The organism is Corynebacterium afermentans subsp. lipophilum, assembly GCF_030408375.1.
In the GTDB taxonomy this organism is placed as follows: Bacteria; Actinomycetota; Actinomycetes; order Mycobacteriales; family Mycobacteriaceae; genus Corynebacterium; species Corynebacterium lipophilum.
Map to the genome: position 1 here is coordinate 300068 of NZ_CP046530.1, position 25690 is coordinate 325757.

The 25690-nt window shown below is 65.7% G+C and carries 24 protein-coding genes, 1 tRNA gene and 1 pseudogene; 17 read left to right on the forward strand and 9 right to left on the reverse strand.

Annotation, left to right across the window (positions count from 1 at the left end):
* Window positions 1-35: 35 nt before the first annotated feature.
* The 5 genes from CAFEL_RS01350 to CAFEL_RS01370 all read left to right on the forward strand — a co-directional run bounded on the left by CAFEL_RS01350 (window position 36) and on the right by CAFEL_RS01370 (window position 5009).
* Window positions 36-1025 (forward strand): hypothetical protein, encoded by a 990-nt coding sequence (locus CAFEL_RS01350; RefSeq protein ID WP_194560152.1) that lies wholly within the window; start codon window positions 36-38, stop codon window positions 1023-1025.
* Between the two features lie 53 nt (window positions 1026-1078).
* A complete protein-coding gene (locus CAFEL_RS01355; RefSeq protein WP_194560153.1) occupies window positions 1079-2191 on the forward strand; it encodes a sensor histidine kinase in 1113 nt (370 codons plus the stop codon).
* Complete coding sequence (locus tag CAFEL_RS01360) at window positions 2188-2826, forward strand: response regulator (RefSeq protein WP_194560154.1); 639 nt, start codon at window positions 2188-2190, stop codon at window positions 2824-2826. Before CAFEL_RS01355 ends, CAFEL_RS01360 begins: the two co-directional genes overlap by 4 nt.
* A 66-nt stretch (window positions 2827-2892) precedes the next feature.
* On the forward strand, window positions 2893-3594 hold the full coding sequence (locus CAFEL_RS01365; protein WP_194560155.1) for an ATP-binding cassette domain-containing protein: 702 nt from the start codon (window positions 2893-2895) through the stop codon (window positions 3592-3594).
* A complete protein-coding gene (locus CAFEL_RS01370) occupies window positions 3594-5009 on the forward strand; it encodes an ABC-2 family transporter permease (protein WP_194560156.1) in 1416 nt (471 codons plus the stop codon). Before CAFEL_RS01365 ends, CAFEL_RS01370 begins: the two co-directional genes overlap by 1 nt.
* A gap of 6 nt (window positions 5010-5015) precedes the next feature.
* Here CAFEL_RS01370 and CAFEL_RS01375 read toward each other — a convergent pair whose 3' ends face one another.
* On the reverse strand, window positions 5016-6002 hold the full coding sequence (locus CAFEL_RS01375) for a hypothetical protein (protein WP_194560157.1): 987 nt from the start codon (window positions 6000-6002) through the stop codon (window positions 5016-5018).
* 150 nt (window positions 6003-6152) lie between these two features.
* Between CAFEL_RS01375 and CAFEL_RS01380 the strand changes: the two genes are divergently transcribed.
* A complete protein-coding gene (locus CAFEL_RS01380; protein ID WP_194560158.1) occupies window positions 6153-7523 on the forward strand; it encodes a M20 family metallopeptidase in 1371 nt (456 codons plus the stop codon).
* On the opposite strand, the gene CAFEL_RS01385 is transcribed toward CAFEL_RS01380, so the two are convergent.
* On the reverse strand, window positions 7520-8452 hold the full coding sequence (locus tag CAFEL_RS01385; RefSeq protein ID WP_194560159.1) for a 1,4-dihydroxy-2-naphthoyl-CoA synthase: 933 nt from the start codon (window positions 8450-8452) through the stop codon (window positions 7520-7522). The two genes, CAFEL_RS01380 and CAFEL_RS01385, sit on opposite strands and share 4 nt — an antisense overlap.
* Before the next feature lie 398 nt (window positions 8453-8850).
* Here CAFEL_RS01385 and CAFEL_RS01390 point away from each other — a divergent pair, with 398 nt between their 5' ends.
* From CAFEL_RS01390 to CAFEL_RS01415, 6 genes are all read left to right on the forward strand, one after another.
* Window positions 8851-9642 (forward strand): hypothetical protein, encoded by a 792-nt coding sequence (locus CAFEL_RS01390; protein WP_194560160.1) that lies wholly within the window; start codon window positions 8851-8853, stop codon window positions 9640-9642.
* A gap of 693 nt (window positions 9643-10335) precedes the next feature.
* Window positions 10336-11298: an o-succinylbenzoate synthase gene (locus tag CAFEL_RS01395; RefSeq protein WP_085956855.1), complete on the forward strand. Its 963-nt coding sequence runs from the start codon at window positions 10336-10338 to the stop codon at window positions 11296-11298.
* Window positions 11299-11348: 50 nt separating this feature from the next.
* Window positions 11349-12929 (forward strand): SLC13 family permease, encoded by a 1581-nt coding sequence (locus CAFEL_RS01400; RefSeq protein WP_194560161.1) that lies wholly within the window; start codon window positions 11349-11351, stop codon window positions 12927-12929.
* A gap of 70 nt (window positions 12930-12999) precedes the next feature.
* Window positions 13000-13566 carry a hypothetical protein gene (locus CAFEL_RS01405; protein WP_194560162.1) on the forward strand — a complete coding sequence of 189 codons (567 nt, stop codon included), beginning with the start codon at window positions 13000-13002 and terminating at the stop codon, window positions 13564-13566.
* A complete protein-coding gene (gene menD / locus CAFEL_RS01410) occupies window positions 13567-15183 on the forward strand; it encodes a 2-succinyl-5-enolpyruvyl-6-hydroxy-3-cyclohexene-1-carboxylic-acid synthase (RefSeq protein WP_194560163.1) in 1617 nt (538 codons plus the stop codon).
* On the forward strand, window positions 15180-15596 hold the full coding sequence (locus CAFEL_RS01415; protein ID WP_228496318.1) for a DUF3592 domain-containing protein: 417 nt from the start codon (window positions 15180-15182) through the stop codon (window positions 15594-15596). Before menD ends, CAFEL_RS01415 begins: the two co-directional genes overlap by 4 nt.
* Before the next feature lie 67 nt (window positions 15597-15663).
* On the opposite strand, the pseudogene CAFEL_RS01420 reads toward CAFEL_RS01415, so the two are convergent.
* Window positions 15664-16134, reverse strand: a pseudogene (locus CAFEL_RS01420) (sugar O-acetyltransferase); the annotation flags it as partial.
* Between the two features lie 107 nt (window positions 16135-16241).
* Between CAFEL_RS01420 and CAFEL_RS01425 the strand changes: the two are divergent.
* Both CAFEL_RS01425 and CAFEL_RS01430 read left to right on the forward strand, forming a co-directional pair.
* Window positions 16242-17465, forward strand: a complete 1224-nt coding sequence (locus CAFEL_RS01425) for a glycosyltransferase family 4 protein (RefSeq protein ID WP_194560165.1) — start codon at window positions 16242-16244, stop codon at window positions 17463-17465.
* A 32-nt stretch (window positions 17466-17497) separates the two neighbouring features.
* On the forward strand, window positions 17498-18175 hold the full coding sequence (locus CAFEL_RS01430) for a metal-dependent transcriptional regulator (protein WP_038609549.1): 678 nt from the start codon (window positions 17498-17500) through the stop codon (window positions 18173-18175).
* On the opposite strand, the gene CAFEL_RS01435 is transcribed toward CAFEL_RS01430, so the two are convergent.
* The 4 genes from CAFEL_RS01435 to CAFEL_RS01450 are packed head-to-tail and all read right to left on the reverse strand — an operon-like array spanning window position 18076 to window position 20914.
* Entirely contained in the window at window positions 18076-18999 is a 924-nt protein-coding gene (locus CAFEL_RS01435) for a metal ABC transporter permease (protein WP_051952118.1), read from the reverse strand. The two genes, CAFEL_RS01430 and CAFEL_RS01435, sit on opposite strands and share 100 nt — an antisense overlap.
* Entirely contained in the window at window positions 18996-19721 is a 726-nt protein-coding gene (locus CAFEL_RS01440; protein ID WP_034997179.1) for a metal ABC transporter ATP-binding protein, read from the reverse strand. The genes CAFEL_RS01435 and CAFEL_RS01440 overlap by 4 nt, the downstream gene beginning before the upstream one ends.
* Window positions 19718-20641: a metal ABC transporter substrate-binding protein gene (locus tag CAFEL_RS01445; protein WP_066529067.1), complete on the reverse strand. Its 924-nt coding sequence runs from the start codon at window positions 20639-20641 to the stop codon at window positions 19718-19720. Before CAFEL_RS01445 ends, CAFEL_RS01440 begins: the two co-directional genes overlap by 4 nt.
* Window positions 20642-20677: 36 nt before the next feature.
* Window positions 20678-20914, reverse strand: a complete 237-nt coding sequence (locus CAFEL_RS01450) for a tudor domain-containing protein (protein WP_038609556.1) — start codon at window positions 20912-20914, stop codon at window positions 20678-20680.
* A gap of 93 nt (window positions 20915-21007) precedes the next feature.
* Between CAFEL_RS01450 and CAFEL_RS01455 the strand changes: the two genes are divergently transcribed.
* Complete coding sequence (locus tag CAFEL_RS01455; RefSeq protein ID WP_194560166.1) at window positions 21008-21697, forward strand: demethylmenaquinone methyltransferase; 690 nt, start codon at window positions 21008-21010, stop codon at window positions 21695-21697.
* Here the strand turns inward: CAFEL_RS01455 and CAFEL_RS01460 are convergent.
* The gene (locus tag CAFEL_RS01460) at window positions 21694-22914 is read right to left on the reverse strand and encodes a geranylgeranyl reductase family protein (protein WP_194560167.1); all 1221 of its coding nucleotides are present in this window, start codon (window positions 22912-22914) and stop codon (window positions 21694-21696) included. The genes CAFEL_RS01455 and CAFEL_RS01460 overlap by 4 nt on opposite strands.
* A gap of 95 nt (window positions 22915-23009) precedes the next feature.
* Between CAFEL_RS01460 and CAFEL_RS01465 the strand changes: the two genes are divergently transcribed.
* Together CAFEL_RS01465 and CAFEL_RS01470 are read left to right on the forward strand one after the other, a co-directional pair.
* Window positions 23010-24035, forward strand: coding sequence for a polyprenyl synthetase family protein (locus CAFEL_RS01465; RefSeq protein WP_194560168.1), 1026 nt, complete (start codon window positions 23010-23012; stop codon window positions 24033-24035).
* Between the two features lie 64 nt (window positions 24036-24099).
* Window positions 24100-24182 (forward strand) — tRNA-Tyr (locus CAFEL_RS01470).
* 108 nt (window positions 24183-24290) lie between these two features.
* Here the strand turns inward: CAFEL_RS01470 and CAFEL_RS01475 are convergent.
* Window positions 24291-25469, reverse strand: coding sequence for an IS1249 family transposase (locus CAFEL_RS01475; protein ID WP_290172071.1), 1179 nt, complete (start codon window positions 25467-25469; stop codon window positions 24291-24293).
* Window positions 25470-25690 lie beyond the last annotated feature (221 nt).

The following is a 25690-nucleotide window of genomic DNA, read 5'->3' on the forward strand; positions in this document are numbered from 1 at the left end:
TAACGCAGGTCTCACTCTTCACCGATTACATAGACATGAGGAAGATCATCGCACCGGCCGTCGCTGCGGCGACCGCCCTTTCACTCACTGTCCCTGTCACTGCTACCGCCGCCACCTTGACTCCGTTTACCAAGGACGGCACCAACTACTGCCGCGTCACGCTCAACGACGTCGAGCGCGGCCCCGCCAACCAAGCCGAGCGCGCCGCGAAAACGCTCACGCACGGCATGTACGCCACCTCGGTCACCGAGGCGTTCGAGGCGACGTTCCCAGAGCTGAAGAAGCTTGGCGACGATTACGTGGCTGACCCGGCCGTCATCAAGCATCTGCACCTGCTGCTGGACGACAAAATGTCCCAGGAAGATGTCCGCGCCGACGCCCGCGCCACCGCGAAAGAGAAGCTGGCGCCGCTTGGCCTGCACACCACCGACGCCGACTTCTACCTGGACATGAAGGAAATCTCCCAGGTGCCGCTCAGCCCCGCGGCCAAGGCGCTCAAAGGCACCGCCGACTGGTTCGTGGGCATCGACGGCGGGGTACCCAAAATGCAGCCGCTTGGGGACGACTACGCGTTCGGCCGCAACGGCGACAACACCGCACGTTGGCTGCGCCACGTAGAAGACTGGCAGCGCAGCGAGTTCGCCCGGAACATGACAAAGACCTACTTCGCCCAGGTGCAGGACACACTCGAGAGCTCGTACTACTACCCACTCGAGGAGTCCAAGACCTGCCACGACGGCACCAGCCACGTCATCTTCCCCACGCAGGATCTAAAGCTGCCGAAGGCGCCGGAACTGGCCAACGCCGACTTGGGCGATACCGCGCCTGAGCCGGATCCAGCCCCGAAAGACCCGGAAGAGAAGCCGGACACCGAGGCCCCGGAGACCTTCGACGCGAAGCTGGCCAAGATCTTGGGCATCGTCGCCGCGGTGTTGACGGCACTGGGCGCGCTGTTCGGCCTGCTGCAGAACATGGGCGTCAAGGGCCTGCCTGCCATTCCTCAGATCCCGGGGTTGACCAAGTAGGTCCTCCTCGAGGAGGAGGTGGGGGCGCGGAGCCGCGAATAAGCTAGGCGCCCGTGCATATCAAACCGGGCGACGCGGTGCTCGCGGTGGCTATGGCGGTGCTCGCCGCTTTCTACACCGTGAGCGCGATCGGTGACCCCACCAACGCTTACGGTTGGGTGCAGGCCGTGTTGTCCTGGGGATTTGCGGCCTTTTTCGGTGTGCTGACCAGCCGGCCGAAAACCTCTGCCGCGGCACTAGTTGCGCTGAACGTGGTCTGGGCGGCGGCGTGGTTGGCAGCGCCGGTAAACATCGGCTACACCTTGTGGGTCCTCGCGGTGCCCGTGGCCGTGTTTGTGGCCAGCCGTTACGCGGACAAACGCTTCGCGCTGGGGGTGCTGGCGGCTGCGTGCGCGTGGGCGTTTGTGTCGCCGTTTATGTGGACATGGGATGAGCACTTCGTGCTGTTTTACCGCCAGGGCTCCGACAGGGCGGTCTCATTGGGACTGCACTGGGCGGTCGCAGCGGTGGCGTACCTGTTGGGCGCGAACCTTGCGGCCGAGCACGACGCCCGTGCCCGCGAAGCGGAGGCGAAAGAGACCCGTCGCGCCGCCGCCCGCCAGCAGGAGCGCCAAGATATCGCGCGCGAAATCCACGACGTGCTCGGGCACTCGCTCACTTTGATAAAGGCGCAGGCGAACGCCGGGTTGGCATCCGGCCGCGAGCGAGAGGCGCTGCGGCAGATCAACGCGGCTGCGGGGGAGTCGTTGGCAGAGATACGCATGCTGGTTCGGGGCCTGCGCGACAGCGACCTTGGGTTCGCGCCGGTGGCGGGGGTGGGCGACGTGCCTGCGCTGGTGCAGCGTTTCCGCGCTGCGGGACTTGAGGTCACACTTGATGCCATGCCTATCGACGTCCCACCGGTCACCTCCCACGCCATCCACCGTATTGTCGCCGAGGCATTGACCAACGCCACACGCCACCAGATAGACCCGCAGGTGGATGTGCGGATTGCGGGTGGCAACCCCGTCGTGGTGGAGGTGGCTTCTACCGGTCGGGTGCGCCCGCAGCCGGGCACCGGCGTGGGGCTGGAGGGGTTGCGAGAACGCGCTATAAGTGCCGGAGGCACGCTCGAAACGTCGCTGACAGGCCAGACGTTTACGGTTAGGGCGGAGCTGGCCGCATGATCAAGATCCTGCTCGCAGATGACCAACCGCTGTTGCTGAGCGCCCTGGAGACGATCCTGGGAGCCCAGACGGACCTCACCGTGGCGGCCACCGCCGCCAACGGAGCGGAAGCGGTTGAGAAGGCCCGGGCGCACCGCATCGACGTGGCAGTGCTGGATATCCGCATGCCGGTGTTGGACGGTATCGCCGCAGCCAGGCAGATCATGGAGCTCGGCCCGAAAGTGATCATGCTGACCACCTTCGACGACGACGCCCTCGTCCGCGCCGCCATCGACGCCGGTGTGGATGGATTCCTGCTCAAAGACGCCGAGCCGGAGGTGCTCGCCGGTGCCGTGCGCGCCGTCGCCCGTGGTGAATCCGTGCTGGCGCCCGGCGTGACCGGGCGGGTGATGGCATGGGTGCGTGGAAGCACGGGCTCCACCGAGGCGGCTGCAGAGTTGGAGGGGCTTACTTCTCGGGAGCTGGAGGTGCTGGCGGAGATCGGCCGCGGCGCTACCAACGCCGAGATCGCACGGACACTGTTCATCGCGGAGACTACGGTGAAAACGCACGTGTCCAGCCTGCTTACCAAGCTCGGGGTGCGCGACCGGGTGGCGCTGGCGCTGACGGCGCAGCGCGCCGGGCTCTCCTCCTAGGGGAGGATGCGGAATTGGTCCCGTCGGCCGATCCGCTTGGAATCCAGCGGCGGAACAATCGGGTGCATGACTGCAACGCAACTCGCCTGCCGCTTCGTGGCCGTGTCCTTCGGCGGCCACCAGGTGCTGCGCGACATCACGCTGACTACCACCCCCGGGCGCGTCCACGCCTTACTCGGGCCAAACGGCGCAGGTAAATCGACCTTGATGTCGGTGCTGCTGGGCCTTTTCACCCCCGATGCTGGAGAGGTCACGCTAATGGGCCGCCCGTTCGAGCGGGCTGCGCTGCACCACGTAGGCGCCTCCATCAACGACCCGGCCTTCTACGCGCACTTGAGCGCGCGAAATAACCTGCGGGTGCACACCGCGCTGTTGGGCCTGCCGGATGCGGAAGCGGACCGGGTGCTTGAACTTGTCGGCCTCGCTGGGGCAGGACGCAAGAAGGCGGGCAGCTTCTCCACCGGTATGAAGGGCCGTCTCGCCCTGGCTCAGGCTCTGCTCGGTGAGCCGGAGGTGCTTATCTTGGACGAGCCGCAAAACGGACTCGACCCTGAGGGCATCGCCCACCTGCGTGCCTACTTACGTGAGTACGCCCGCGCCGGGCGCACCGTCCTGGTCAGCTCCCACCAGCTCGGTGAGGTGCTGCACATGGCTGACGACGCCACCGTTATCGCCGGTGGCCGCGTCCGCTTCACCGGTGAACTCGCACAGCTTGGGCCAAACCTGGAAGAGTCCTTCTTCCGCCTCACCTCGGGGGTGGACGTCTGATGGCAGCGTTGCGCGCCGAATGGATCCGCGCCCGTGGCTCCACGCTGTGGTGGCTCGCCAGCGCCGGGCTGTTAGTCGGCCTTGTGCTGACCGCGTTTTCCCTGATGGGGAGAGTAAAAGACGCGTCCGATCTGCTCCATCCCCAGGGCGTGCTTCTGACCGGCATGTCCGCGCCAATCGCCGCGATCTTTGCAGGTGTTGCCGAACACCGCGAGCGCGACGCCCGCTCCGGCGGCACGCTGTGGCGCCCCGCCGCACCCTTAGCCGTCCGGGCGGCCCGCCTGGTGGTGGTCTGGGTGGCGTTGGCGGTATTTGTGATCCTCGACGTCGCGGTGCCGCTTGCGGTGACGGTTGCGTTCGGGGTGGACGGTGCCGGCTGGGTCGCGCTCGTCGGCCTGTTCATTTTGCTCGGCATGCTCGGCCCAGCAGGCTTAGCTGCGGCTGCAACCCGCCGCGTTGGGTTGCTTCCCACGCTCTTGGCCGCATTCGCCTTCACCATCGAGTTGGGGTACTTCGCTGAGCGCGACTGGTGGTGGGCCAACCCCGGCGCCTGGCCCGCCCGCCTGGCTCTGCCGTCGTTGGGGTTGCACTTCAACCTGCTTCCGCTCGAGCCGGATTCGCCACTAGTCGGCGAGTCTCCCTTGCCCGCTCTCGCCCTCACCCTCCTGTTGGCCGCTGTCGGTTTCGCCGCCGGCGCGCTCACCCCGCGGCGTACGAGGCCCGTTCTGAAGCGCCGCACCACTCACGAAGTGGCTGCTCCCGCTGCTGCTGGGCCAGCCATACCGCGGCCCGCGCGCACCGGGTTTCTGTCCGCGTGGAAGGGGGTTGCGAGGGCGGGGCGGATGCCGTCGTTAAGCATGGTGCTTGTGCTGACCGCTCTGGTGCTTCTCTTTGCCACCCGGTATCCGGAAGATGTGCGCCAAGCGCTTTTCGCGTACGCAATCCTCCCGGTCGGCGCGGGCGTGTTGCCCACGCTAGTGTGGCCGCGGATCCGCCCGGCATGGGCACTGATGCAAGTGGAGCACCCGCGAGTTGGTGCCGCGTTGATGGCCTGGTTTACCAGCATTGTTGCGCTTGTATGCCTGTTCGCAGGTGTCGTGACGTCAAGCGCGAGGTTCGGCGCGCTTTCCCTTGTAGCCGGTACCGTTCTTGTCCTCGCGGCGTTAGCTGTGACCGTGCGCTTCGGCGTGATGTGGACGTTGGCTGCGACCGTTTTGGTCACGATTGTTTCCGCCACGATCGGCGGCGACGTGTTGGCGGAGTCCTTCCTGTGGATCGCCGCCGTGCCCGCTTGGCCGGTGACAGCTACCGGCCCGCGCGTCTGGGTCGCGCTAGCGGTTGGCGCGGTCCTATTAGCCGCGCTGGTGGCTGAGCTGCACCGGGGACTGCGGGGGATACGCCCGGTCCGTCGCTGATCCGTGCTAGCCGGCGCGGTTCAACGGCCCCTCCGCGTGGTAGCGCCCGGTGGGGGCGTTGTAGGTGGCGCGCTCGCGGGAGTCGTTGATGGCAAAGTGCCACGTGCCGCCGTTATCGCAGGTGCCTTCCGTGATGGTCTCGCGGAAACCGTCCTGGATCTCCTCACCGGCGGAGGCGTGCACCGGCTCGAGGAGGCCGGCGCAGCCGAGGTCCGGGTAGGTCACCGGGATGCGACCGCCGCGGTCGCGGGTGCCGAACTGCACGCGGTAGGACTGCCCGTTGAGCTCCGGGATGTCGGAGACTTGCTTCATGGAGCCCTCGCGCGGAACGGTCAGCGGGTCCTGCTGGTCCCGCTCCGCCAGCTGCGTGGCGTCTGTGGTCGGGGTCCAGTGGATCAGGGTCGCATCGTCCAGCGGGTTGCCCACGACGGTCTCCTCCGGGCCGTAGACCTTGACCAAGCGGTTGCCGTGCAGCTCGAACTGGGTCGCGGTCAGCCGCGCGCCGTCCGACTCGTACTGCGTCAGTCCCGGCTGTATACCGGCGGTGAACACGGTGGGGTAGGTGTCGGCGGCGTCATCGACCAGGTAGTCGGTGGTGGCCGTGAGTGTGCCGTCGACAAGCTGCAGCACGCGCACCGGCGCCGGGCCCTGCTTGCCGGCACGCAGGAGCAGTTCGAGCTCGGTGTCGCCGTCGACGTCGACGAGGTCGTAGGTGAAGGTGCCGTCCAGGCCCTCGATGTCAGCGAAGTATTGCGCTGGGTCCGCGAGCGCCGCGGCGTAGGCGTCGCGCGAGGAGGCTAGCGGTGCGGGGAGGTTCTCTTGCTCCGCCACCGGCGCGACGGTGTCGGCAGCGGCAGCGTCATCGGCGGGCGGCGGCACCTCCTCTTCGGAGGCGGCGTCAGCGGTGGTCGGGGTGTCTGGAATGTTTCCGTCGCACGCGGCCAGAGTCAGCGAGGCGGCGACGATTGTTGCTGTCATCGTGCGTCTCAACATGGCCGGAGCGTAACCCGTAGACCTTGCGGAGCCCTGAAAATTCCGTACAGGTGTATGGCAGTAGAAGGGGAATTGGCTCTGACGTGGTGGGCGCGGATTTGTTACCGTCGGCCGAAACGCCCTGTTCGACGAGACTCCTGCTCAGCGCCAATGTCTACTTTCGACCCACCTGCCCGACCGACCGACCCATCCAGCGCGTTCTTGGAGCGCATGGATGACGCTGTCCAGCATCGACTCGCGGAGGCGGCGCCGGATTTTGATCTGGAGCTGAGCGGTCCTGAGCACCTGAAGTCCTGGAAGGACGCAGAGGCGCGGGTGGAAGAGGTCCGTGCCGACCTCGACCACATCGTCCGCGACCTGCACGCTCACCCGGAAGAGGCATTCGAGGAGCACCACGCGCAAGCGGTGATCGCTGAAGTGCTCCAGCGCCGCGGGTTCCAGGTGGAACGTGGAGCACATGGCGTATCGACGGCACTGCGGGCCGAATGGCACAGCGCCGATTACGACCCAGCGGTGCATCCCACTGTTGCCGTGTTGGCTGAGTACGACGCGCTACCCGGCATCGGCCACGCCTGCGGGCACAACGTCATTGCGGCGGCCGGGGTGGGCGCGTTTCTCGGCGCCGTTGGAAGCGGCAGCGGCCGGATCGTGTTTCTTGGCACCCCCGCGGAAGAGGGGCACACAGGCAAGGAATACATGATCCGCGGCCGCATGCTGGACGGCGTCGATTGCGCAGTGATGATGCACCCGTTTTCCTACGACCTTGTGTCCCACGTGTGGGTGGGCCGCCGCACGTTGACGGCCACGTTCACCGGCGTGCCGGCGCACGCGTCGATGCAGCCGTACATGGGGCGAAACGCCCTCGACGCGGCGACGCTTGCCTATCAAGCGTGCGGGCTGCTGCGCCAGCAGATGCCGCCTTCGGACAAATTGCATGCTGTGATTGCGGACGGGGGAGCCCGCGCGTCGATCATCCCGGAGTCCGCCACCCTGCAGCTGTATGTTCGCTCGCTGTACACAGAGACACTGATGGACTTAAGCCAGCGCGTGGAGGACATCCTTCAGGGGGCGGCGTTGATGACGGGCACGGCAGTGGATGCGCAGTGGGACGAACATCCGATGTCGCTGCCCGTGCGAAACAACGAGACGCTCGCTCGGCGGTGGGGTGCCACGCAAGCGTCCCGTGGAAGAAACGTGTTTCCGGCGGGGACCTTGCCGGATTCGCAAGCCGCATCGACCGATTTCGGCAACGTGTCCCACCTGGTTCCGGGTATCCATCCTCTGGTGAAAATCGCGCCGGAGGGTACGGCGCTGCACACCACCGATTTCGCCGCGGCGGCGATCTCGGACCAGGCGTTTGAGGGCGCGTTCGATGCTGCGGTCGGGTTGGCCCAAACCATTGCGGACATCCTCAACGATCCGCAGCTTTTGACCGACGCCCAGAAGGAGTTCGAAGCGGCAGGCGGTGCAATTTCAGTGGAGGACTTGCTGGCCGGGGCGACCGAGCAGCAAGACTCCTAGTAGTAGAACGGGAACTCGTCCCAGCGCGGCGGGCGCTTCTCCAAAAACGAGTCGCGGCCCTCCACAGCCTCGTCGGTCATGTACGCCAGGCGGGTGGCCTCGCCGGCGAAGACTTGCTGGCCCATCAGACCGTCGTCCACAAGGTTGAACGCGAACTTCAGCATGCGCTGGGCGGTGGGGGACTTGCCGTTGATTTCGCGGGCGACCTGGATCGCCTCGTCCTCAAGCGACGCGTGCGAAGCCACGATGTTCACCGCCCCCATGCGCTGCATCTCCTCCGCCGAGTAGGTGCGGCCGAGGAAGAAGATCTCGCGCGCGAACTTCTGGCCCACCATCTTGGCCAAATACGCCGAGCCGTAGCCGGCGTCGAAGGACCCCACGTCCGCGTCGGTCTGCTTGAAGCGGGCCTCCTCGCGCGAGGCGATGGTCATGTCGCACACCACGTGCAGCGAATGCCCGCCGCCGGCCGCCCAACCATTGACCACGGCGATGACCACCTTCGGCATCGTGCGGATCAAACGCTGGACCTCCAGGATGTGCAGGCGCCCGCCCTCGGCCTTCACGCGCGCTTCATCGACGGTCTCCGCCGTCTCGCCGCCCGCGTACTGGTAGCCGGAGCGGCCGCGGATGCGCTGGTCGCCGCCGGAGCAAAACGCCCAGCCGCCGTCCTTCTCGCTCGGTCCGTTGCCGGTGAGCAACACCACGCCCACCGACGGGTCGCACCGGGCGTGGTCGAGCGCCTGGTACAGCTCGTCCACGGTGTGGGGGCGAAACGCGTTGCGCACCTCGGGGCGGTCGAACGCGATGCGCACGGTGCCGTCGGCACGCGTGTCGCCCACGTGGCGGTGGTAGGTGATGTCGGTGAAATCGAAGCCCTCGACCTCGCGCCACTGGCTGGGGTCGAAGGGCTGGGCGGTGGAGTAGCTCATGCGGCTCATCCTACGTGTCGCCAATTTCACAACAGAAGTGTGGAGAAATCCGAAGTTAGGTATTGCTTACCTCAGGCGGGGGGTAATCGTGAAAACCACGGCCTTTCCGACATCGCTCGCGTCGGTTTTTGCTTACGGCGTCACCACTGTCGTGTAAAGGGTGCGGACGATACCTTCCATCATTCTCACCCGTGCGCAAACTCACGCAATTCTTATCTACTTTAGTGCCGACTTTCAAAATCGGGTTGCGCCCGCGGGATGTGGGTTCTAGCCTCTTGGCTGGAGAACCTAAGTCGAGTGGCCGACTCTTCGGAGAGGGAGCTCGCAGTCCCTGGTTTTGGGGACAGCCCTAATTCAATGCGTGAGTATTGGATTCGCGTCGACACAAGGAGTAGTCCATGAAGAAATTGCTCGCAAGTCTCAGTGTTTCGGTGATCCTTTCCGGCGGATTTGTGACCGAAAAGGCGAATGCTAAAGACGTCACCGACTCAGATCAGATTGTAACCGTGAACAACAACAGTGACGCTGCGCGTAGCGTCTCTCCATCCGCAAAGAGCATTACAATTCGGAATGCCTCGGGAGGTGGGATCGGGGAGAAGATCGATACTCCTTCGGGGGTGCAACTCGAGTGGAGTATTGAGTCGCCCGTAGAGGAACATCAAAAGTCGTTCAGGGTAGAGGCGGATGGTCAGGTTGACCTGCATGTCGATCGGAACAGTGGCGCTCTACTCGTCCGAGTTGACGGATCTGATGTGGCGCTCATTGACGCTCCGTGGGCGCGCGACGCTGCCGGAAAGGCGCTCCCCACCCACTACGAAGTCGCTGGCGATACGTTCACCCAAGTTGTCGAGGTGAATCAACCCGACGTGGCCTATCCCATTGAAGCCGATCCCCGCGTGAATTGGGGGATTGTCAGCGGTCATATTTACTTCAGCAAGGAAGAAACTCGGCGAATGGCTGCCTCATCGGCAGCGGGGGCAGCAATTTCACCTTTCTGGGTTCTGGTTCCGCCCCCGTTCGGCGAGGTATTAGGGGCGTGGTGGGCAGACAATAGTGTTAACGTGACCGTCTGGGCAACAGCGGCGGTGGCGCAGGACAAATGTCTCGCGCTCAAAGTTGGCGCTACGGGCAGCGTTTCTCCTCCATCGTTAGGAGTAACTCCGGAACACTACACGCAGGGATGTGCTTAGCTGATGCCGATCTCTGGAGCAAATCTTCACTCTGCCAGGCTCACTAGGCGGGAGAGGGGCCTCAATCTCTCGTGGCTGGTCGCGCTGACGGTGCCCGCGTTGGGCTTGGCTTATTCGTGCATTACCAATGCACAGTCTGCAGCTGAATATTGTTGGGGCATCTCCGCAGCCGTAATTGTGTTTGGAGCCCTCTTCTATTTGGTTCCCAGGTATTCCCGCACGAAGCCCAGGCGATTTCTGCCCAGTTCCTTTGCTCCATTGTTTGCGGCGTACATCCCCGGTGTCATCGGGTTTTGGCAGGGGGGACTTTCTGCGGCTTCCTTGCTCTATCCGATTCTTCTCTACGCATTCGTTGCAGGCAGCGGGCGTCTCTATAAATGGGCTGAGGATGCCGCGCCGTAATCAATTGTTATGGGGCGTGTACGCGAGGGCCTTCACGATGTCGCAGGTTATTCCAACTGTGCTGACCTCGACGGAATCACTGAAAGGACCCATAGTGTTATGTTGCCTGCCGTTGGTCCCTGCGCGAGATCGAAGGGCTGGGCGGTGGAGTACAGCATGGGGTAATCGTACTCACGGACATTTCTAGTCAGGCGGCTTTGCTTTGATGGGCAGTGTCCTGCGAACTGGCCGATGCGCCTGCTTTATAACTCTTTATAACTACCCCAACCTATAAAGAGGTATAAAGCACCCATGCTGCCTTCCGCCGACGAAATCCTCGAGCGCGCCCACGTCGTCGCCCTGCCCATGGCCGTGAAATTCCGCGGCGTGACCACCCGCGAGGCCCTGCTCATCGACGGCCCCGCCGGCTGGGGCGAATTTTCCCCGTTTACCGAATACGGGCCCGAAGAATCCGCCGCGTGGCTGCGCGCCGGGCTCGAAGCGGCGTTCACTGGGCTGCCCGAGGCTCACGGCGAAGTCGAGGTCAACGGCACTATCCCCGCCGTCGCGGACGTCCAGCCAGTGCTCGCGCGCTACCCCGGCGTTTCCACCTTCAAAATCAAGGTGGCGGAGAAGGGGCAGTCGCTTGACGACGACCTCCGGCGCGTCGCCGCCGTCCGCCAGCTGCGCCCCGACGCGAAGCTGCGCGTGGACGCCAACCGCGGCTGGAGCGTCGACCAGGCCATCGAGGCCGCCGAGAAGCTCGGGGAGCTGGAGTACATCGAGCAGCCCTGCGCCACCGTGGAGGAACTCGCGGAGGTCCGACGGCGCACCAGCACGGCGATCGCGGCGGACGAGTCCATCCGCCGCGCCGCCGACCCGTACCGTGTGGCCGAACTCGGGGCGGCTGATGTGGCGGTGTGCAAGGTGGCGCCGTTAGGTGGCGTCGATAAGCTTCTGCGTATTGCCCGCGACTTGGACCTCGATGTGACCGTGGCCAGCGCGTTGGATACCGCCGTCGGGATGGACGCGGGTCTGGTGGCGGCGAAGCTGACCGGCTCGCGCGCGGCGGGGCTGGCCACGCAGCGGCTGTTCGTAGAAGATGTCGCCGCGCCGCGCGAGCTCGCGAACGGCCGGCTGGAGATCACCCGCACCACCCCCGATCCGGACAGGCTTCACGGGCTGCGCGCGCCGGCGAAGCGCCGCGACTGGTGGTTCGACCGCGTCCGCGCCTGCGTAGAGGTGCTATCAGTAGATCCCCAATTCCGGGTGTAAAATCGGACAATCGTGTTGGAATCGGGGGCGCGCCCGCTAACCTTTGCGCCATGTCGACTCCCGTACTCCACGAATCCGCCGCACTTTCCGACGGCGACCTGGCCAAATCGCCCGAACCCGGCGAGTGGCGCCGCCAGCTCATCGGCCTGATCACCGGCGTGGTGCTGGCTGTGCTTGTCTACATCTTCTTCCCCTCTGGCGCGGCGGACACCGTCGCCCAGTCCTCTGGCGCGAAGGAAGGCGTGGAGTACTCCGCGGACACCATGCGCATCGTCGCCGCCACCACCGTGCTCATGGGCGCGTGGTGGATGACCGAGGCGATCCCGCTGGCCGCCACCGCGCTGCTGCCCATCGCCGTGTTCCCGCTGGCAGGAGTCGCGCCGTTTAAAGACGTCTCCTCGCCGTACGCCTCCGCGACGATCTTCCTGTTCATGGGCGGATTCCTCATGGCGTTGGGCCTGCAGCGCTGGAACCTGCACCGCCGCCTGGCGCTGATGGTGGTCAAGGTGGTGGGCACCAGCCCGAAGCGCATCATCTTGGGCTTCATGATCGCCACCGGGTTTATGTCCATGTGGGTGTCCAACACCGCCACCGCCGTGGTGATGCTGCCGATTGGCACCTCCGTGCTCATGCTCACCGCGGACACCGTCGGCGGGATGGCCAACCAGAAGAAGTTCGCCACCGCGCTGATGCTGGCGATCGCGTACTCGGCGTCGATTGGCTCGCTGGCAACGCTCATCGGCACCCCGCCGAACGCGCTTTTGAAGGGCTACATGGAAGAAGCCCACGGCATTGTCATCGGCTTTGGTGAGTGGATGCTGGTGGGCCTGCCGGTGGCTGTGCTGTTCACGTTCATCGCGTGGTGGGTGCTCATCACCGTGTTCAAGCCGGAGGTGGACAACATCCCGGGCGGACGCGAGCTCATCGACGAAGAACTGAAAAAGCTCGGTCCCTGGACCTTCCCCCAGGCCGCCGTCGGCGTGATCTTCCTGGTGGCCGCCCTGGCGTGGATCTTCATCCCGCTGGGCATCAACCAGTTCGGCTGGACCTTCCCGTACGACGACGCCATCGTGGGCATCATCGCCGGCCTACTCATGTTCATCGTGCCGGGCACCGCAAACGGCAAGCGCCTGCTGGACTGGGAGACTGCCAACGAGATGCCGTGGGACGTGCTGCTGCTGTTCGGCGGCGGGCTTTCCCTGTCCGGCATGTTCACCGCGACCGGCCTGTCCCTGTGGATCGGTGAGAAGGCGAAGGGCCTGGCGTCGCTGCCGATGATCCTGCTCATCCTGGCCGTCGCCGCACTTGTGCTGCTGCTGACGGAGCTGACGTCCAACACCGCCACCGCCGCGACCTTCCTGCCCATCATGGGCGGTGTGGCAGTGGGCATCGGGCTTACCGACGCCACCGAGATGAACGTTATGCTCCTCGCCATCCCGGTGGCACTTTCCGCCACCTGTGCGTTCATGCTGCCGGTGGCCACCCCGCCGAACGCGATCGCGTACTCGTCGGGCTACGTCACCATGGGCGAGATGATCAAGGGTGGCATCTGGCTCAACGTGATCGCCATGGTGCTGATCACGCTGGCCACCTACTTCATCGCGGTGCCTGTGTTCGGGCTGGTGCTGTAAGCCCCGAATCTGCTGCGACACTTCCGCGCCCCGTCAAGAGCTTTTGGCGGGGCGCGCTAGTGTATTTCGCATGGATAACGAGACGAGACAGTACGGCCCCCAGGGTGGCGAGCCGCGCCGCGAGCGGCCCCGGCAGTACTTCCCGGACCAGTCCCAAAACCAGTACCAGCAACCGCAGGCGCAGCCCCGCTACGAGGAGCGCTACACCCAGCCCGCCTACGAGCAGCAGCAATACCAGCAGCCCTACCAGGACCCGTACTACGACAACGGGTATGAGCCGGAGCCGGAGAAGGGCACGTCGGCAGGCGCGATTGCGCTCGGCGTGTTCGCGGCGCTGAGCTTCATCGCCGCGGTGGTGCTGGCCGTGCTGTGGCGCGGCGCGGCGGCGGAGGCGAACAAGCCGCCGGTGACGGAGACCAGCACCATCGTGCAAACCACCACCGAGCGCGAGACGAAGACGGAGACCACCACCAAGTTCCCGTCCATTTTCCGCGACCGGGACAACCCCACCGCCACGCTGGAGCCGACCGAGCCGGCTCCGGATCCGAACGAGATTGAGCGCGAGATCCGCGACGGCGCCCGCGACATTCTGGACCAGCTGCGCGGCGACGCGGACGAGTACCTACAGGAGCAGTAGATGGCAGCTATGGAGATTGCGGCGGCGGTGGCGGAGCTCGTCGCCAAGCATTGCACCGATGTGGTGATGAGCCCGGGCTCGCGCAACTCGCCGCTGGCCTATGCGCTGCTCGCGCGCCGCGACGTGCGGGTGCACATGCGTATCGACGAGCGCTCCGCCGCCTTCACCGCCCTCGGTCTCGCGCGCGTGCAGCGCCGCCACGTCGGCGTGGTGATGACCTCCGGCACCGCCGTGGCGAATGCGTACCCGGCGGTGATCGAGGCGCACATGTCCCACACCCCGCTCGCGGTGATCAGCGCGGACCGCCCGGAGCGCCTCGTCGGCACCGGGGCGAGCCAAACCATCTGGCAGCAGGGCATCTTCGGCCGCTACGCCGAAACGCAGCAGGTGCAATCGCTTGACGACGTCCACGCGGCCTCCTTTACCGCCACCCAGGTCCACATCAACGTGGCCCTGGACACCCCGCTCGTGCCGGAGCAGCTGCCGGAACCGGTGGGGCAGCCGCGCCGGGTCGGGCCGGGTGCCCTCGAGGGCTCGCGCGGCTGGGAGGATCACGGCGTCGTGGACGTGGACCTGACCCGCAACACCCTGGTCATTGCCGGCGACGAGGCCTGGGAGGTGCCGGGGCTCGAGCACGTGCCCACCATCGCTGAGCCGACCGCGCCCACGCCGTTCCACCAGGTGCACCCGCTGGCCGCGCGATTTTTCGCGCAATCTGAGGTGGCCATCTCCCACGACGGGGGCGACTTCGCTGCCGACACCAAGCCGGAGCAGGTCATCGTGGTCGGCCACCCGACGCTGCACCGCGACGTGATGGCGCTGTTGGCGGACCCGGACATCGAGGTCGTCGGCATCTCGCGCACCGAGACGTTCACCGGGCAGCCGGATAAGCGCGGCTCGCGGGTCAACGCCACCGGCCAGCCCACGGACACGTGGCTGAAGATCTGCGAGGCCGCCGGCGACGTCGGCGCCGAAACCGTGCGCCAAGCGCTCACGGAAGACGAGTTCGGGTTCACCGGTCTGCACGTCGCCGCCGCGGTGTGCGACACCCTCGGTGTCGGCGACACGCTGGTGCTCGGCTCGTCCAACCCGGTGCGCGACGCGTCGTTCGTGGGCATGCCCTTCGACGGCGTGGACACCTATTCCGCCCGGGGTGCTGCGGGCATCGACGGCACCGTCTCCCAGGCCGTCGGCGTGGCCCTTGCCACCCAGGCGCTGCGCCCGGACGAGATCCGCGCCCCGCGCACCGTCGCGCTCATGGGGGATTTGACCTTCCTCCACGACGCCAACGGTCTACTCATCGGGCCCGACGAGCCGCGCCCGGGCAACCTCACCATCGTGGTGGCCAACGACGACGGCGGAGGCATCTTCGAGGCCCTCGAACCGGGCGCGGACAATCTCCGCGGCGCGTTCGAGCGGGTCTTCGGCACGCCGCACGGCGTGGACGTCGAGAAGCTTGCGGAAGCGTACGGGGCCGACTACCGGCGCGCCGACACCCTCGCCGAGCTCAACGAGGTGCTGCTGGAGCTCGAAGCGCAGCCGAGCCCGATCACCGTCGTGGAGGCCGCCACCACACGCACCACCCGCCGAGCGTTGGCGGCGCGCCTGAACCGATGAGGTGGCGCCGCCGCGCGCACCAGGTGGTGCTCGCGCTCTACGCCTTTGCCACCCTCGGCAGCGTGGCCATGGTCGCAGGTCCCGCGCTCAACGACGCCCGCATCCAGGCCAACCCCGGCCGCGGCACCGCGATAGTCACCGAAGCCGGGCGCATGCGCACCTTTGTGGAGTACCAGACCGAAGACGGCCAGCTGGTCTCCCCGCCGCGCGGGCTGCTGTACCCGACCGGGCTAGGGGAGGGGCAGCAGGTGTGGGTGACCTACGACAAAACCGACCCTGACCTGGTCAAGGTGGAAGGCCGCGGCTGGGCGCTGGCGCTTCTGCCCGCCCTGTCGACGTGGGCGGTGGCCACGCTCGTCGCGGCCGGGGCGTGGTTTGCTGTTGGGTGTTGGGGGCCGGAGGAACGTCGATAAGCTCTCGCTTCCGCGCCGCCGGCACCCCCGCGACCAAGGTGTCGCTGGGGACGTCGCGCGTGACCACCGACCCCGCGGCCACCACCACACGGTCGCCGATGCTCACACCCGGCATCACCATCGCGCCCGCGCCGAACCAGCAATCCTCGCCGATAGTGATCGGGCGGGCGCGCTCCCACCCCTGCGCCCGGCGGGCGTGATCCGTCACCGGGTGCTCCACGGTGATGAGCTGGCAGCCGGGACCGAACAGCGTCCTCGCGCCGATGTTTATGTCTGCCAGGTCCAGGATGACGCAGTTGAAGTTGAGGAAACATCCCGGGCCGAATTCGGTGTTGGCGCCGAGCTCCACGTACAGCGGGGCGAACACCTCGGGCAGCTCGCCCTGCGGGAAAATCTCCCGCAGCAGCTCGGCCGAGCGTTGTGGATCCGTCAGGGCAGGGCCGTTGAGCTCGCGCAGCGCGCGGCACACCTCGGCGCTGCAGGCGCTTGGCTCCTCGCCGCCCGGCAAGTACCAGCGGCCGGACCGGATATGGGCCATGTCATAGGTTGTGCTCCATGGGCCCCAACGTAGCGTTTGCGAAAATTCACGCGCCGTTTAACTGCGGTTGGGCGGTGGTTCGCCTGGGTGTGCAAAAGTATGTGGCTATGCGAGTGGGAATCGTGGCGGAGTCTTTCCTCCCCAACGTCAACGGAGTGACCAATTCGGTGCTGCGCGTGCTCGAGCACCTCAAGCGCGAAGGCCACGAGGCGATGGTCGTCGCACCCGGCGCGCGCGACTTCCAGGACGAGATCCCCGACTACTTGGGCTTCGAGATCGTCCGCGTGCCCACAGTCATGGTCCCCCTGGTGGATTCGCTGCCGATCGGCGTGCCCACCTCCACCGTCGCGGCGGCGCTGTCCGGGTTCAAGCCGGACATCATCCACCTGGCTAGCCCGTTCGTCCTCGGCGGGGCCGGCGTGTTCGCGGCGCGCCAGCTCGGTGTGCCGGCGGTGGCGCTGTACCAGACGGACGTCGCCGGCTTCGCCACCAAGTACCACCTGCCCATGGTGGCGAACTTGGCGTGGGATTGGACGCGCACGATCCACAACATGAGCGAGATGACGCTGGCGCCGTCGTCGAGCTATATCCGCATGCTCGAGTCCCACGGCATCAACAACGTGCGCCACTGGGGCCGCGGCGTGGACACCGAGCTGTTCAATCCGGCAAAGCGCTCCGACGTGCTGCGCCGCATGTGGGATCCCACGGGCGAGAAGAAGATCGTCGGCTTCGTGGGCAGGTTGGCCGCGGAGAAGTCGGTGCACCGCCTTGCCCCGCTTGTCGACGACCCTGCGGTCCAACTCGTCATCGTCGGCGACGGCCCGGAGCGGGATTGCCTTGCCGAGACCCTGCCTTCCGCCGTGTTCACCGGCGCGCTGTCCGGCGAGGAGCTCGCCCGCGCCTACGCGTCGCTGGACCTGTTCGTGCACACCGGCGAGTTTGAGACGTTCTGCCAGGCCATCCAGGAGGCGCAGGCCTCGGGCGTGCCGACGATCGGCCCGCGCGCCGGCGGCCCCATCGACCTGATTAAGCACGGAGACAACGGCCTGCTGCTTGAGGTGGACACCTTCGAAGACGAGCTGCCGGACGCCGCGCGCTGGATCCTCGACGACGTCCGCCACGCCACCCTGCAGGCCGCCGCCCGCGAGTCCGTGGCCGACAAGACCTGGGCCGCACTCGGCGACCAGCTGCTGGGTTACTACACCGAGGTGCTGGACTCCTACGAGCGCAAGGTGGTCAGCCTGTTCGGCCGCGACGTGGCCCTGCCGCGCTGGGCACCGGCACGCCTAGGCCAATCCCGCAGGCAAGCGCGGCGCGGCGACACCGCGTAGGCGCATGCGCGCCGCCAAGTAGAGTGGCGAGCATGTCCGTCGGCGACCTGTCCACCAGCACCCAGAACTACCTCAAAGGCATCTGGGCGCTTTCGGAGTGGTCAGATACGCCGGTGACGCCGTCGTCAGTGGCCAAGCACCTTGGACTGCGCAAATCCACCGTCTCCGACGGGGTGCGCAAACTCGGCGAGCAGGGCCTGGTGGAACATAAGCCCTACGGCGCCGTCGAGCTGACCGACACAGGCCGCACGTACGCGGTGGCGATGATCCGCCGCCACCGCCTGATTGAAACGTTTTTGGTGGAGGCGTTGGGCTACACCTGGGACCAGGTGCACGACGAGGCCGAAAACCTCGAACACTCGGTGAGCGACTTTATGGTCGACCGCATCGACGCGTTTTTGGACTACCCCAGCCGCGACCCCCACGGTGACCCCATCCCCTCAGCCAGCGGGCGTGTTGATGCCCCCGAGGCCGTCCCACTGACCGGCGTGCAGCCGGGGCAGAAGGCCACGATTGAACGCATTGCCGACGACGACCCGAAACTGCTGCAATTCTTCGACAGTCACGGGCTCGTCGTCGGCGCAACCCTCGAGGTGGGAGAGGGTGCCCCTTACTCCGGCGCGGTCGCGGTCCGGCTTGCCGGCGCGGCGGAGGCGGTGCCGCTCGGCGAGGAAGCCACGGATTCCGTCTTCGTGCGCGTGGATGCGTAACGACGACCCCGCAGCACCCCATGCGGGCCGAACAGGTACACCACACCAAACACCACACCTTGGGCGAGCACGATCATGCCGCCAGAGGCCGTGTCCAGGTAGTAGGAGCAGTACAGGCCCACAATCGCACACGCCGCCGACATGGTCGGGGCGATGATCAGCATCGTGCCGAATTTGTTGGTGAGCAGGTAGGCGGTCGCACCCGGGATGATCAGCATCGCCACCACCAGGATCACGCCAACGGCCTGGAGTGCCACCACTGACGTCAGCGCCAGCAGTGCCAGCAGGGCCGCACCGAGCAGGCGCGGATTCAACCCAATCGCGTGTGCATGGGTGGGATCGAACGCGTAGAGGGTGAAGTCGCGCCGCTTGAGCACCAGCACGCTCAACACGATCGCTCCCAGGATGGCCACCTGCAGCAGGTCCCCACGGGACACACCAAGCAGATTGCCGAAGATGATGTGGTTCAGATCCGTGTGCGAAGGGGTTACCGAAATGAGCACGAGCCCCAGCGCGAACATGGTGGTGAACACAATGCCAATGGCCGCATCCTCCTTCACCCGGGACGTATCGCGCACCAGCCCGATCAGTGCCACCGCAAGGAACCCGAACACCACCGCGCCGACGGCAAACGGCACGCCCAGAATGTAGGCCAGCACCACGCCGGGCAGGACAGCGTGGCTTACCGCATCGCCCATCAGCGACCAGCCAACCAACACCAGCCAGCACGACAACAGCGCGCAGACAATCGACGCCACCAGCGAGGTCGCAAGCGCACGCATCATGAACTCGTACCCAAACGGCTCCGTAAGCAGCGCAATCATGCTGACACCCCCATACCGAAGCCCTGTACCAAATTGTCCGGCTCTAACACCACTTCAGTCGGGGCGTGCATCAACACCCGGCGGTTCAACAGCACTGTCTCCGGCGCGAGCTGGGGCAAGGCAACCAGGTCGTGCGTCACCACAAAAATAGTGGTGCCTTCTGCCGCGAGGTCACGCAGCAGCTCAGTGATGGTGGCCTCGGAATGTTTGTCCACGCCGGCGAAGGGTTCGTCGAGAAGCATGATGCTCGCACCCTGAGCGATACCGCGGGCGATGAAGGCACGCTTCTTCTGGCCACCCGAAAGCTGACCGATCTGGCGGTCTGCGAACGACTCAAGGTGGGTGCGCTCAAGCGCGCGATCCACAGCCGCAATGTCCTCCGCACGCGCGTGGCGGGTAAAGCCCATGTGGCCGTAGCGGCCCATCATGACCACATCACGCACTGTGACCGGGAACTGCCAGTCCACGTCCTCGCTCTGCGGGACGTAGCCCAGCACCTGCGTCTTGCGGGCGCGCATGGGGTCGATGCCGTTGATACGAACCGTGCCGCGATCCGGCTTGACCAACCCCATGATCGCCTTGAGTAGCGTGGATTTGCCCGCGCCGTTCATCCCGATCAGCCCACAGATACGGCCTGGTTGGACGCTCAAAGTTGCGCCGTCGAGCGCGACGACGTCGCCGTAGCGCACCGCAACATCGTCAACCGCGATTGCGGGGATCACTGCTTGCCCCCGTTCAAACCGTCGATGATCACCTTCGTGTCGTGGCGAATCAGATCCAGGTAGGTCGGCACCGGACCGTTTTCCTCAGAAAGCGAATCGACGTAGAGGGTGCCGCCGTACTCCGCGCCGGTGGCCTTCACGACCTGCATCATCGGCGCGTTAGAGACCGTGGATTCACAGAACACAGACGGGACGTTGTTTTCCTTCACAAACTCGATCGCGCCGGCGATCTGCTGCGGGGTGGCTTCCTGCTCAGCGTTGACCGGCCAGATGTAGCGCTCGGTCAACTTCGCGTCGCGAGCCAGATAGGAGAACGCACCTTCGCAGGTGACCAAGGCGCGCTGCTTGTCGGGGACAGCGGCGAGCTTGGTTTCCAGCTCGTCTTGCACAGCCTGCAGTTCCTGCTTGTATGTTTCGCCGTTGGCCTTGAAATCATCGGCGTGCTCCGGGTCGAGTTCGCTGAACGCGTCGACGATGTTGTCCACGTACTTCTGCACGTTCACCGGACTCATCCAGGCGTGCGGGTTGGGCTTGCCGGCGTAGGCGTCCTCCGCGATGTCGATCGGGTCGACACCTTCGCTGACCACGGCGTGGGGCACGTCCAGGTCGGCGACGAACTGGGAGAACCAGTTTTCCAGGTTCATGCCGTTGTCCAGGATCAGGTCGGCGTCGGAGGCGCGCGAGATGTCGCCCGGGGTGGGCTCGTAGCCGTGGATTTCCGCGCCGGGTTTGGTGATGGACTCCACCCGCAGGTGGTCGCCGGCGACGTTCGAAGCGATGTCCTGGATCACCGTGAACGTGGTGAGTACCACGGGGGTGTCTTTGCCGCCTGCGGCGTCGGCGCTGTCCTGCGAACAGCCTGCGAGGCCGGCAGTTAGCGCAGCCGTGGCGGCGAGCGCGAGCACCTTGGATTTCAGCATGTTGGTCCTTTTCTTTCTGTGTACTTTTCCGTGCGGTTAGAGAAGCGGCGGCGGGCCGACGCGGTGGGACGTGGCAATGAATCGGTCGAGCTTTTCCGGGGATTCGTCGTGCAGGTAGACGGCGAGCAGCCGCATCAGGTTGAGCGTGACGTCTTCCGGGTTGGCGCTGGAGCGCACGAGCCGCGCGGACGCGAGGTAGTCGCCTTCGCGGGCGGTCTCGAACAATGCGATGGCTTCGAGCCATGCGCCCATGTTGGAGTCATCAAGTCCCATACCGGCGAATAATAAAGTTCGGCACGACGAACTTGCAAGTGTTGTGTTGTCGTACGGCCTCCGTTTGTGGGTGGCAAAGTAGACTTGCGCACCATGGCCAAGGCGGATCTGGAGAAAAAGCCCTTCGACGTCGCGGGGATGTTCGACGATGTCGGCGCGAAGTACGATACGACGAACACCGTGCTGTCGTTCGGCTTGGACAAGTACTGGCGACGTCGCACCCGCGAGCGCCTGGACTTAAAGCCCGGCGAGCTCGTGCTCGATCTGGCCGCCGGCACCGCCGTGTCCACTGTGGAGCTGGGCAAGTCCGGCGCGTGGGTGGTGGCCTGCGACTTCTCCCAGGGCATGCTCGCCGCCGGCAAAGACCGCGACGTGCCCAAGGTCGCCGGTGATGCGATGCACCTGCCGTTCGCCGATGGCACCTTCGACGCGGTGACCATCTCCTACGGGCTGCGCAACGTCCACGACTTCGAGGCCGGCCTGCGCGAAATGGCGCGCGTGACCAAGCCGGGCGGGCGCCTCGCCGTCAACGAGTTCTCCACCCCCGTCGTGCCGGGTTTCCGCACCCTGTACAAGGAGTACCTGCCGCTGGCGGTGCCGGCGCTGGCGAAGCTATTTTCCTCCAATGCGGAGGCCTACGAGTACCTCGCCGAATCCATCCGCGCCTGGCCGGGCCAGGAGGAGCTCGCCGCGGCGATTAACGCCAACGGTTGGGCCGATGCTGGCTGGCAGAACCTCACCGGCGGTATTGTCGCGCTGCACAGCGCGGTCAAGCCTGCCTAGCGCACGTCCCAAAGCGGCTGGTCGCCCGACACCGCCCGCGCGCCCTTACCGGCCATACGCCACAGCCTTGCGACGAGGTCCGTGTCCTCCTCAGCCACGAGGTTGCCCATCAGCCGCGCCGCCACCGGCATGAGGTAACGCCCGCCCAGCCCGCGCAGCGCCACCGGTCCCGCCAGCGGCAAAAACTGCGGGTACGTAAGCAGGCGCGCCAGGGTGCGGGCCAGGGTGAACGCCTCGCCGTAGCGCTCGCGCAGAAGCGCCGGCCACGCCAGCGTCAGGTCGCCGCCGCCTGCGATCAGCTCGACGGCGGCGACCGCCGTTTCCAGTCCGTAGTCGATGCCCTCGCCGTTGAGCGGGTTCACGCACGCCGCCGCGTCGCCGATCAGCGCCCAGTTCGGGCCCGCCACGTTGGACACCGCCCCACCCATGGGCAGCAGCGCCGAGGCCACGGCCTGTTCTGGGCCGAGCTGCCACTCCTCGCGCTGCTGCGAGGCGTACAGGGCGAGCAGCTTCTTCGTGTTCACTTTCGCCGGGCGCGCATCCGTCGACAGTGCGCCGCAGCCGAGGTTCACGGTGCCGTCGCCAAGCGGGAAGATCCAGCCGTAGCCGGGCTGGATTACCCCGTCGGCGTCGCGAAGTTCCACGTGCGAGTGCATCCACGGCTCGTCCGAAAACGGCGAGGCGCAGTAGGATCGCGCCGCAATCCCGTAGACCTGCCCGCGGTGCCACTTTCGCCCCAGCAGCTTGCCGAAAGGGGAGCGCACCCCGTCCGCCACGATCACCCAGCGGGCGCGGACCACGCCGCCGGAAGTCTCCACCGCGCTGATCGCCCCGTCGCTGAAACGCACCCCCGTCGCGGCGCAGTCGTGGCGGACGGTGGCGCCGGCGAGCGAAGCTTCGCTGACAAGCATCGCGTCAAACCTCGCCCGCGGGGACGCGGACCCCTCGCCGCGCGGCCACGGCGCGACAACATCCCCGCCGAAGCCATGCAACTTCAGGCCTTTGTTGCGGTACGCAGGCACCTCCAACCCCAGGCGCACAAGCGTATCGACGGCCCGCGGCGTCAGCCCGTCCCCGCAGGTTTTATCGCGGCGGGGGCCTTGCGCGTCGAGAAGCAAAGTGCTCATGCCGGCGCGCTGCGCCGCGATCGCGGCGGCGGAACCCGCAGGGCCAGCGCCCACAACAACGAGGTCGAACAACTCACTCACGCGCCACATTCTGCCAGCGCCACCCGCAAGTGCACCCGGCGGGGTAATTGGGCTACGGTTAGTGCGTTACACATGGGCCCATCCAACCTGCAAGGACGTTATCTATGACGTACGGCACTACTCCGTCACCGCGCCACGGATTCAACCTGGACCTGGGCGACGACGCGCTCAACACCCGGCTCAACGCCGGGCTCGAAGCGGTGGAGGAGCTGCTGATGACGGAGCTCAACCGCGGGGAGAGCTTCCTCACCGACAAAGTCACCCACCTGGCCAAAGCCGGCGGAAAACGTTTCCGCCCCATGATGGCGCTGCTCTGCAGCGAATTCGGGCCGAACCCCGGCACCGAAAACGTCATCCGCGGCGCCGCCGTGACCGAGATGGTGCACCTGGCCACGCTTTACCACGACGACGTCATGGACGAAGCCGAGCGCCGCCGCGGTGTCGAATCCGCCAACACCCGGTGGACCAACACCGTGGCCATCCTCGCCGGCGACATCCTGTTCGCCCATGCGTCGCGCCAGATGGCGCTCATGGACGTCGACACCGTGGGCCACTTCGCCGACACCTTCTCCGAGCTGGTCACCGGCCAGATGCGCGAAACCGTCGGCGCGGACGGCACGGGCGTGGCGGACCCGGTGGAGCACTACCTGAAAGTCATCGAGGAAAAGACCGGCGTGCTCATCTCCTCCGCCGCCTACCTGGGCGCGCGCCACGCCGGCGCCTCCGACGAGGTGGTGGAGCGCTGCGCCTGCATCGGCGACGCGGTGGGCATGATCTTCCAGATCGTCGACGACATCATCGACATCTTCTCCGACCCAGAACAGTCCGGAAAGACCCCCGGCACCGACCTGCGCGAGGGCGTGTTCACTCTGCCGGTGCTCTACGCGCTGCAAGAGGACTCGCCGGCGGGTGAGGAGCTTCGCGGGCTGCTCACCGGCCCGCTGACCAACGACGCCGACGTCGCCCGGGCGTTGGAACTCCTCGGCCAGACCCGCGGGCGCGAGCGTGCCCTGGAGACCGTGCGCGGCTACGTCGACGACGCCGAGCGCGAACTCGACGCGCTGCCAGAAAGCCCCGCCCGAGAAGCGCTTCGCACCATGACCCGCCTGACCGTCGAACGGGCCGGTTAACCTGCCGATTTGCACCGATTGCGGGGCGGTGTTGTAAGGTAAATCCCGCACTTTGAACGTGCTCGCCAGATTGCCCGAGCGGCCAAAGGGAGCGGACTGTAAATCCGCCGGCATTAGCCTTCAGAAGTTCGAATCTTCTATCTGGCACCGCAGACAAACCCCGACGGTTTTTACCGGCGGGGTTTCGTCGTGGGTTGAGGGGTAAAAAGCGGGTTAAACGACAAAAAGTGTGTCTGATTCAGCGTGTCGTGGGGGTTAGATTTGGCCTTTTTGGATGCCGATTGAGTGGGTGTAGTTGGTGTCGATAGCGTTGTCGTAGAGGGCTGGTCGTCCTGTTTCGTGGTCGGCTTGGTTCTCGGTTTGGGTCAGGGTGGATACTTTGGCGAGTTGGTCCTGGCCCCAGTTGGACTGCCTGGCGATTCGTACTGGATCGTCAGGCAGTTCCGTTTTTAGGTAGAGCCACCAATCCAGCATGCGGCGTTGTCGTTCGCCGGATCTGCCGCGGTGGGTTCTGGCGAGCAGTTTGAGCTGGGCGTTGATGCCGCCTTCTAAGCTGTTGGTGGTGGATTTGATCCGCTCTGGTTGAAGTACTGCTTTTGGCGGGTTGAGGTAGACGAACAGCATCTCGGACCGGAATAAGTGGTTGAGGCTGTTGTAGGCCTTGCGCACGTTGTGATGCGTCCACACCCGGGTCCATGCACCGGTTTTCGGGTCTTTCACCATGGTTTTCTCGTCCATCCATGACCGGTAGATCGTGGAGAACTCGTGCAGCTGCGCACCCCATGCGGCGGCTGCATCCAGCGTGGTGATCCGGGTCAGCTTCAGCGCAAGTCGGTAGATGGTGCGCCCGGCATCCGTACGCGGGTTGCTGGTGGTGTAGCGGCGCACCACGCGTTGGGCGTGGACGAGGCAGCGTTGAATTTTCGTGGCCGGCCAGCACTTTTTGATCGCGCTGTAGGCTCCTTGGCCGCCGTCGATGACGGCGATGAGTGGGGCTTCGATGCGTTCAAGCAGCAGTTGGTAGTCGCGGGTGGTTTCGTGTGTGCACCAGTGCCAGGCAATCACGTGGTCGATCGTCGCCGCGACGATCAAGCAGCCGCCGGCGGTGTAGGTGCCGTCAAGGAAGATCTGGTCGTAGACCCGCTTGTCGTGGCCGGCGGTGGGGTCAGGCACATCAACGAACCAGAACGGTTCGAATCGACGTTGCATCGTGCGCGGTGAGCACCCCACACGGCGGGCAACGGTATCGAGGCTGGCACCGGTGGTGAGGTGGTCGATGAAGACGGTGAACGCCGCCGCGTTGGTGATGTCGCTTCGGTGTTTCACGCTGGAGGCGCCACATTGTTTGCAGCGCCACCTGGTGGTGCCTTTGCTGGTGGTGCCGTTGCGTTTCATTTCACCGCCGCAGTAGCAGCGAGGTTGGTTCTTTGACATTGCGACACCACACCACGCCGCACATAGCACACCAACGCTGCCACACCGAGGATTGAACGCTCGAGACCTAGATATATGCCCCCGGAGCATATATTTCCCTGAAACCTACAGGTCAACCCCTGAAAATCGTAGATTCCAGACACACTTTTTGTCGTTTAACCCTAAAAAGCGTGCCGTTTCACTTCACCGCCGCGGTCGGCATTGCGAGAGCGCCGAGGACA

Coding starts and splice junctions, on each gene's coding strand:
- CAFEL_RS01365 (WP_194560155.1), top strand. CDS start 2,893: ATGACTGCAACGCAACTCGCCTGCCGCTTCGTGGCCGTGTCCTTCGGC.
- CAFEL_RS01430 (WP_038609549.1), top strand. CDS start 17,498: ATGTCCGTCGGCGACCTGTCCACCAGCACCCAGAACTACCTCAAAGGC.
- CAFEL_RS01370 (WP_194560156.1), top strand. CDS start 3,594: ATGGCAGCGTTGCGCGCCGAATGGATCCGCGCCCGTGGCTCCACGCTG.
- CAFEL_RS01445 (WP_066529067.1), bottom strand. CDS start 20,641: ATGCTGAAATCCAAGGTGCTCGCGCTCGCCGCCACGGCTGCGCTAACT.
- menD (WP_194560163.1), top strand. CDS start 13,567: ATGGCAGCTATGGAGATTGCGGCGGCGGTGGCGGAGCTCGTCGCCAAG.
- CAFEL_RS01400 (WP_194560161.1), top strand. CDS start 11,349: ATGTCGACTCCCGTACTCCACGAATCCGCCGCACTTTCCGACGGCGAC.
- CAFEL_RS01435 (WP_051952118.1), bottom strand. CDS start 18,999: ATGATTGCGCTGCTTACGGAGCCGTTTGGGTACGAGTTCATGATGCGT.
- CAFEL_RS01390 (WP_194560160.1), top strand. CDS start 8,851: ATGAAGAAATTGCTCGCAAGTCTCAGTGTTTCGGTGATCCTTTCCGGC.
- CAFEL_RS01425 (WP_194560165.1), top strand. CDS start 16,242: ATGCGAGTGGGAATCGTGGCGGAGTCTTTCCTCCCCAACGTCAACGGA.
- CAFEL_RS01375 (WP_194560157.1), bottom strand. CDS start 6,002: ATGTTGAGACGCACGATGACAGCAACAATCGTCGCCGCCTCGCTGACT.
- CAFEL_RS01405 (WP_194560162.1), top strand. CDS start 13,000: ATGGATAACGAGACGAGACAGTACGGCCCCCAGGGTGGCGAGCCGCGC.
- CAFEL_RS01360 (WP_194560154.1), top strand. CDS start 2,188: ATGATCAAGATCCTGCTCGCAGATGACCAACCGCTGTTGCTGAGCGCC.
- CAFEL_RS01475 (WP_290172071.1), bottom strand. CDS start 25,469: ATGTCAAAGAACCAACCTCGCTGCTACTGCGGCGGTGAAATGAAACGC.
- CAFEL_RS01450 (WP_038609556.1), bottom strand. CDS start 20,914: ATGGGACTTGATGACTCCAACATGGGCGCATGGCTCGAAGCCATCGCA.
- CAFEL_RS01350 (WP_194560152.1), top strand. CDS start 36: ATGAGGAAGATCATCGCACCGGCCGTCGCTGCGGCGACCGCCCTTTCA.
- CAFEL_RS01395 (WP_085956855.1), top strand. CDS start 10,336: ATGCTGCCTTCCGCCGACGAAATCCTCGAGCGCGCCCACGTCGTCGCC.
- CAFEL_RS01380 (WP_194560158.1), top strand. CDS start 6,153: ATGTCTACTTTCGACCCACCTGCCCGACCGACCGACCCATCCAGCGCG.
- CAFEL_RS01455 (WP_194560166.1), top strand. CDS start 21,008: ATGGCCAAGGCGGATCTGGAGAAAAAGCCCTTCGACGTCGCGGGGATG.
- CAFEL_RS01385 (WP_194560159.1), bottom strand. CDS start 8,452: ATGAGCTACTCCACCGCCCAGCCCTTCGACCCCAGCCAGTGGCGCGAG.
- CAFEL_RS01460 (WP_194560167.1), bottom strand. CDS start 22,914: ATGTGGCGCGTGAGTGAGTTGTTCGACCTCGTTGTTGTGGGCGCTGGC.
- CAFEL_RS01465 (WP_194560168.1), top strand. CDS start 23,010: ATGACGTACGGCACTACTCCGTCACCGCGCCACGGATTCAACCTGGAC.
- CAFEL_RS01415 (WP_228496318.1), top strand. CDS start 15,180: ATGAGGTGGCGCCGCCGCGCGCACCAGGTGGTGCTCGCGCTCTACGCC.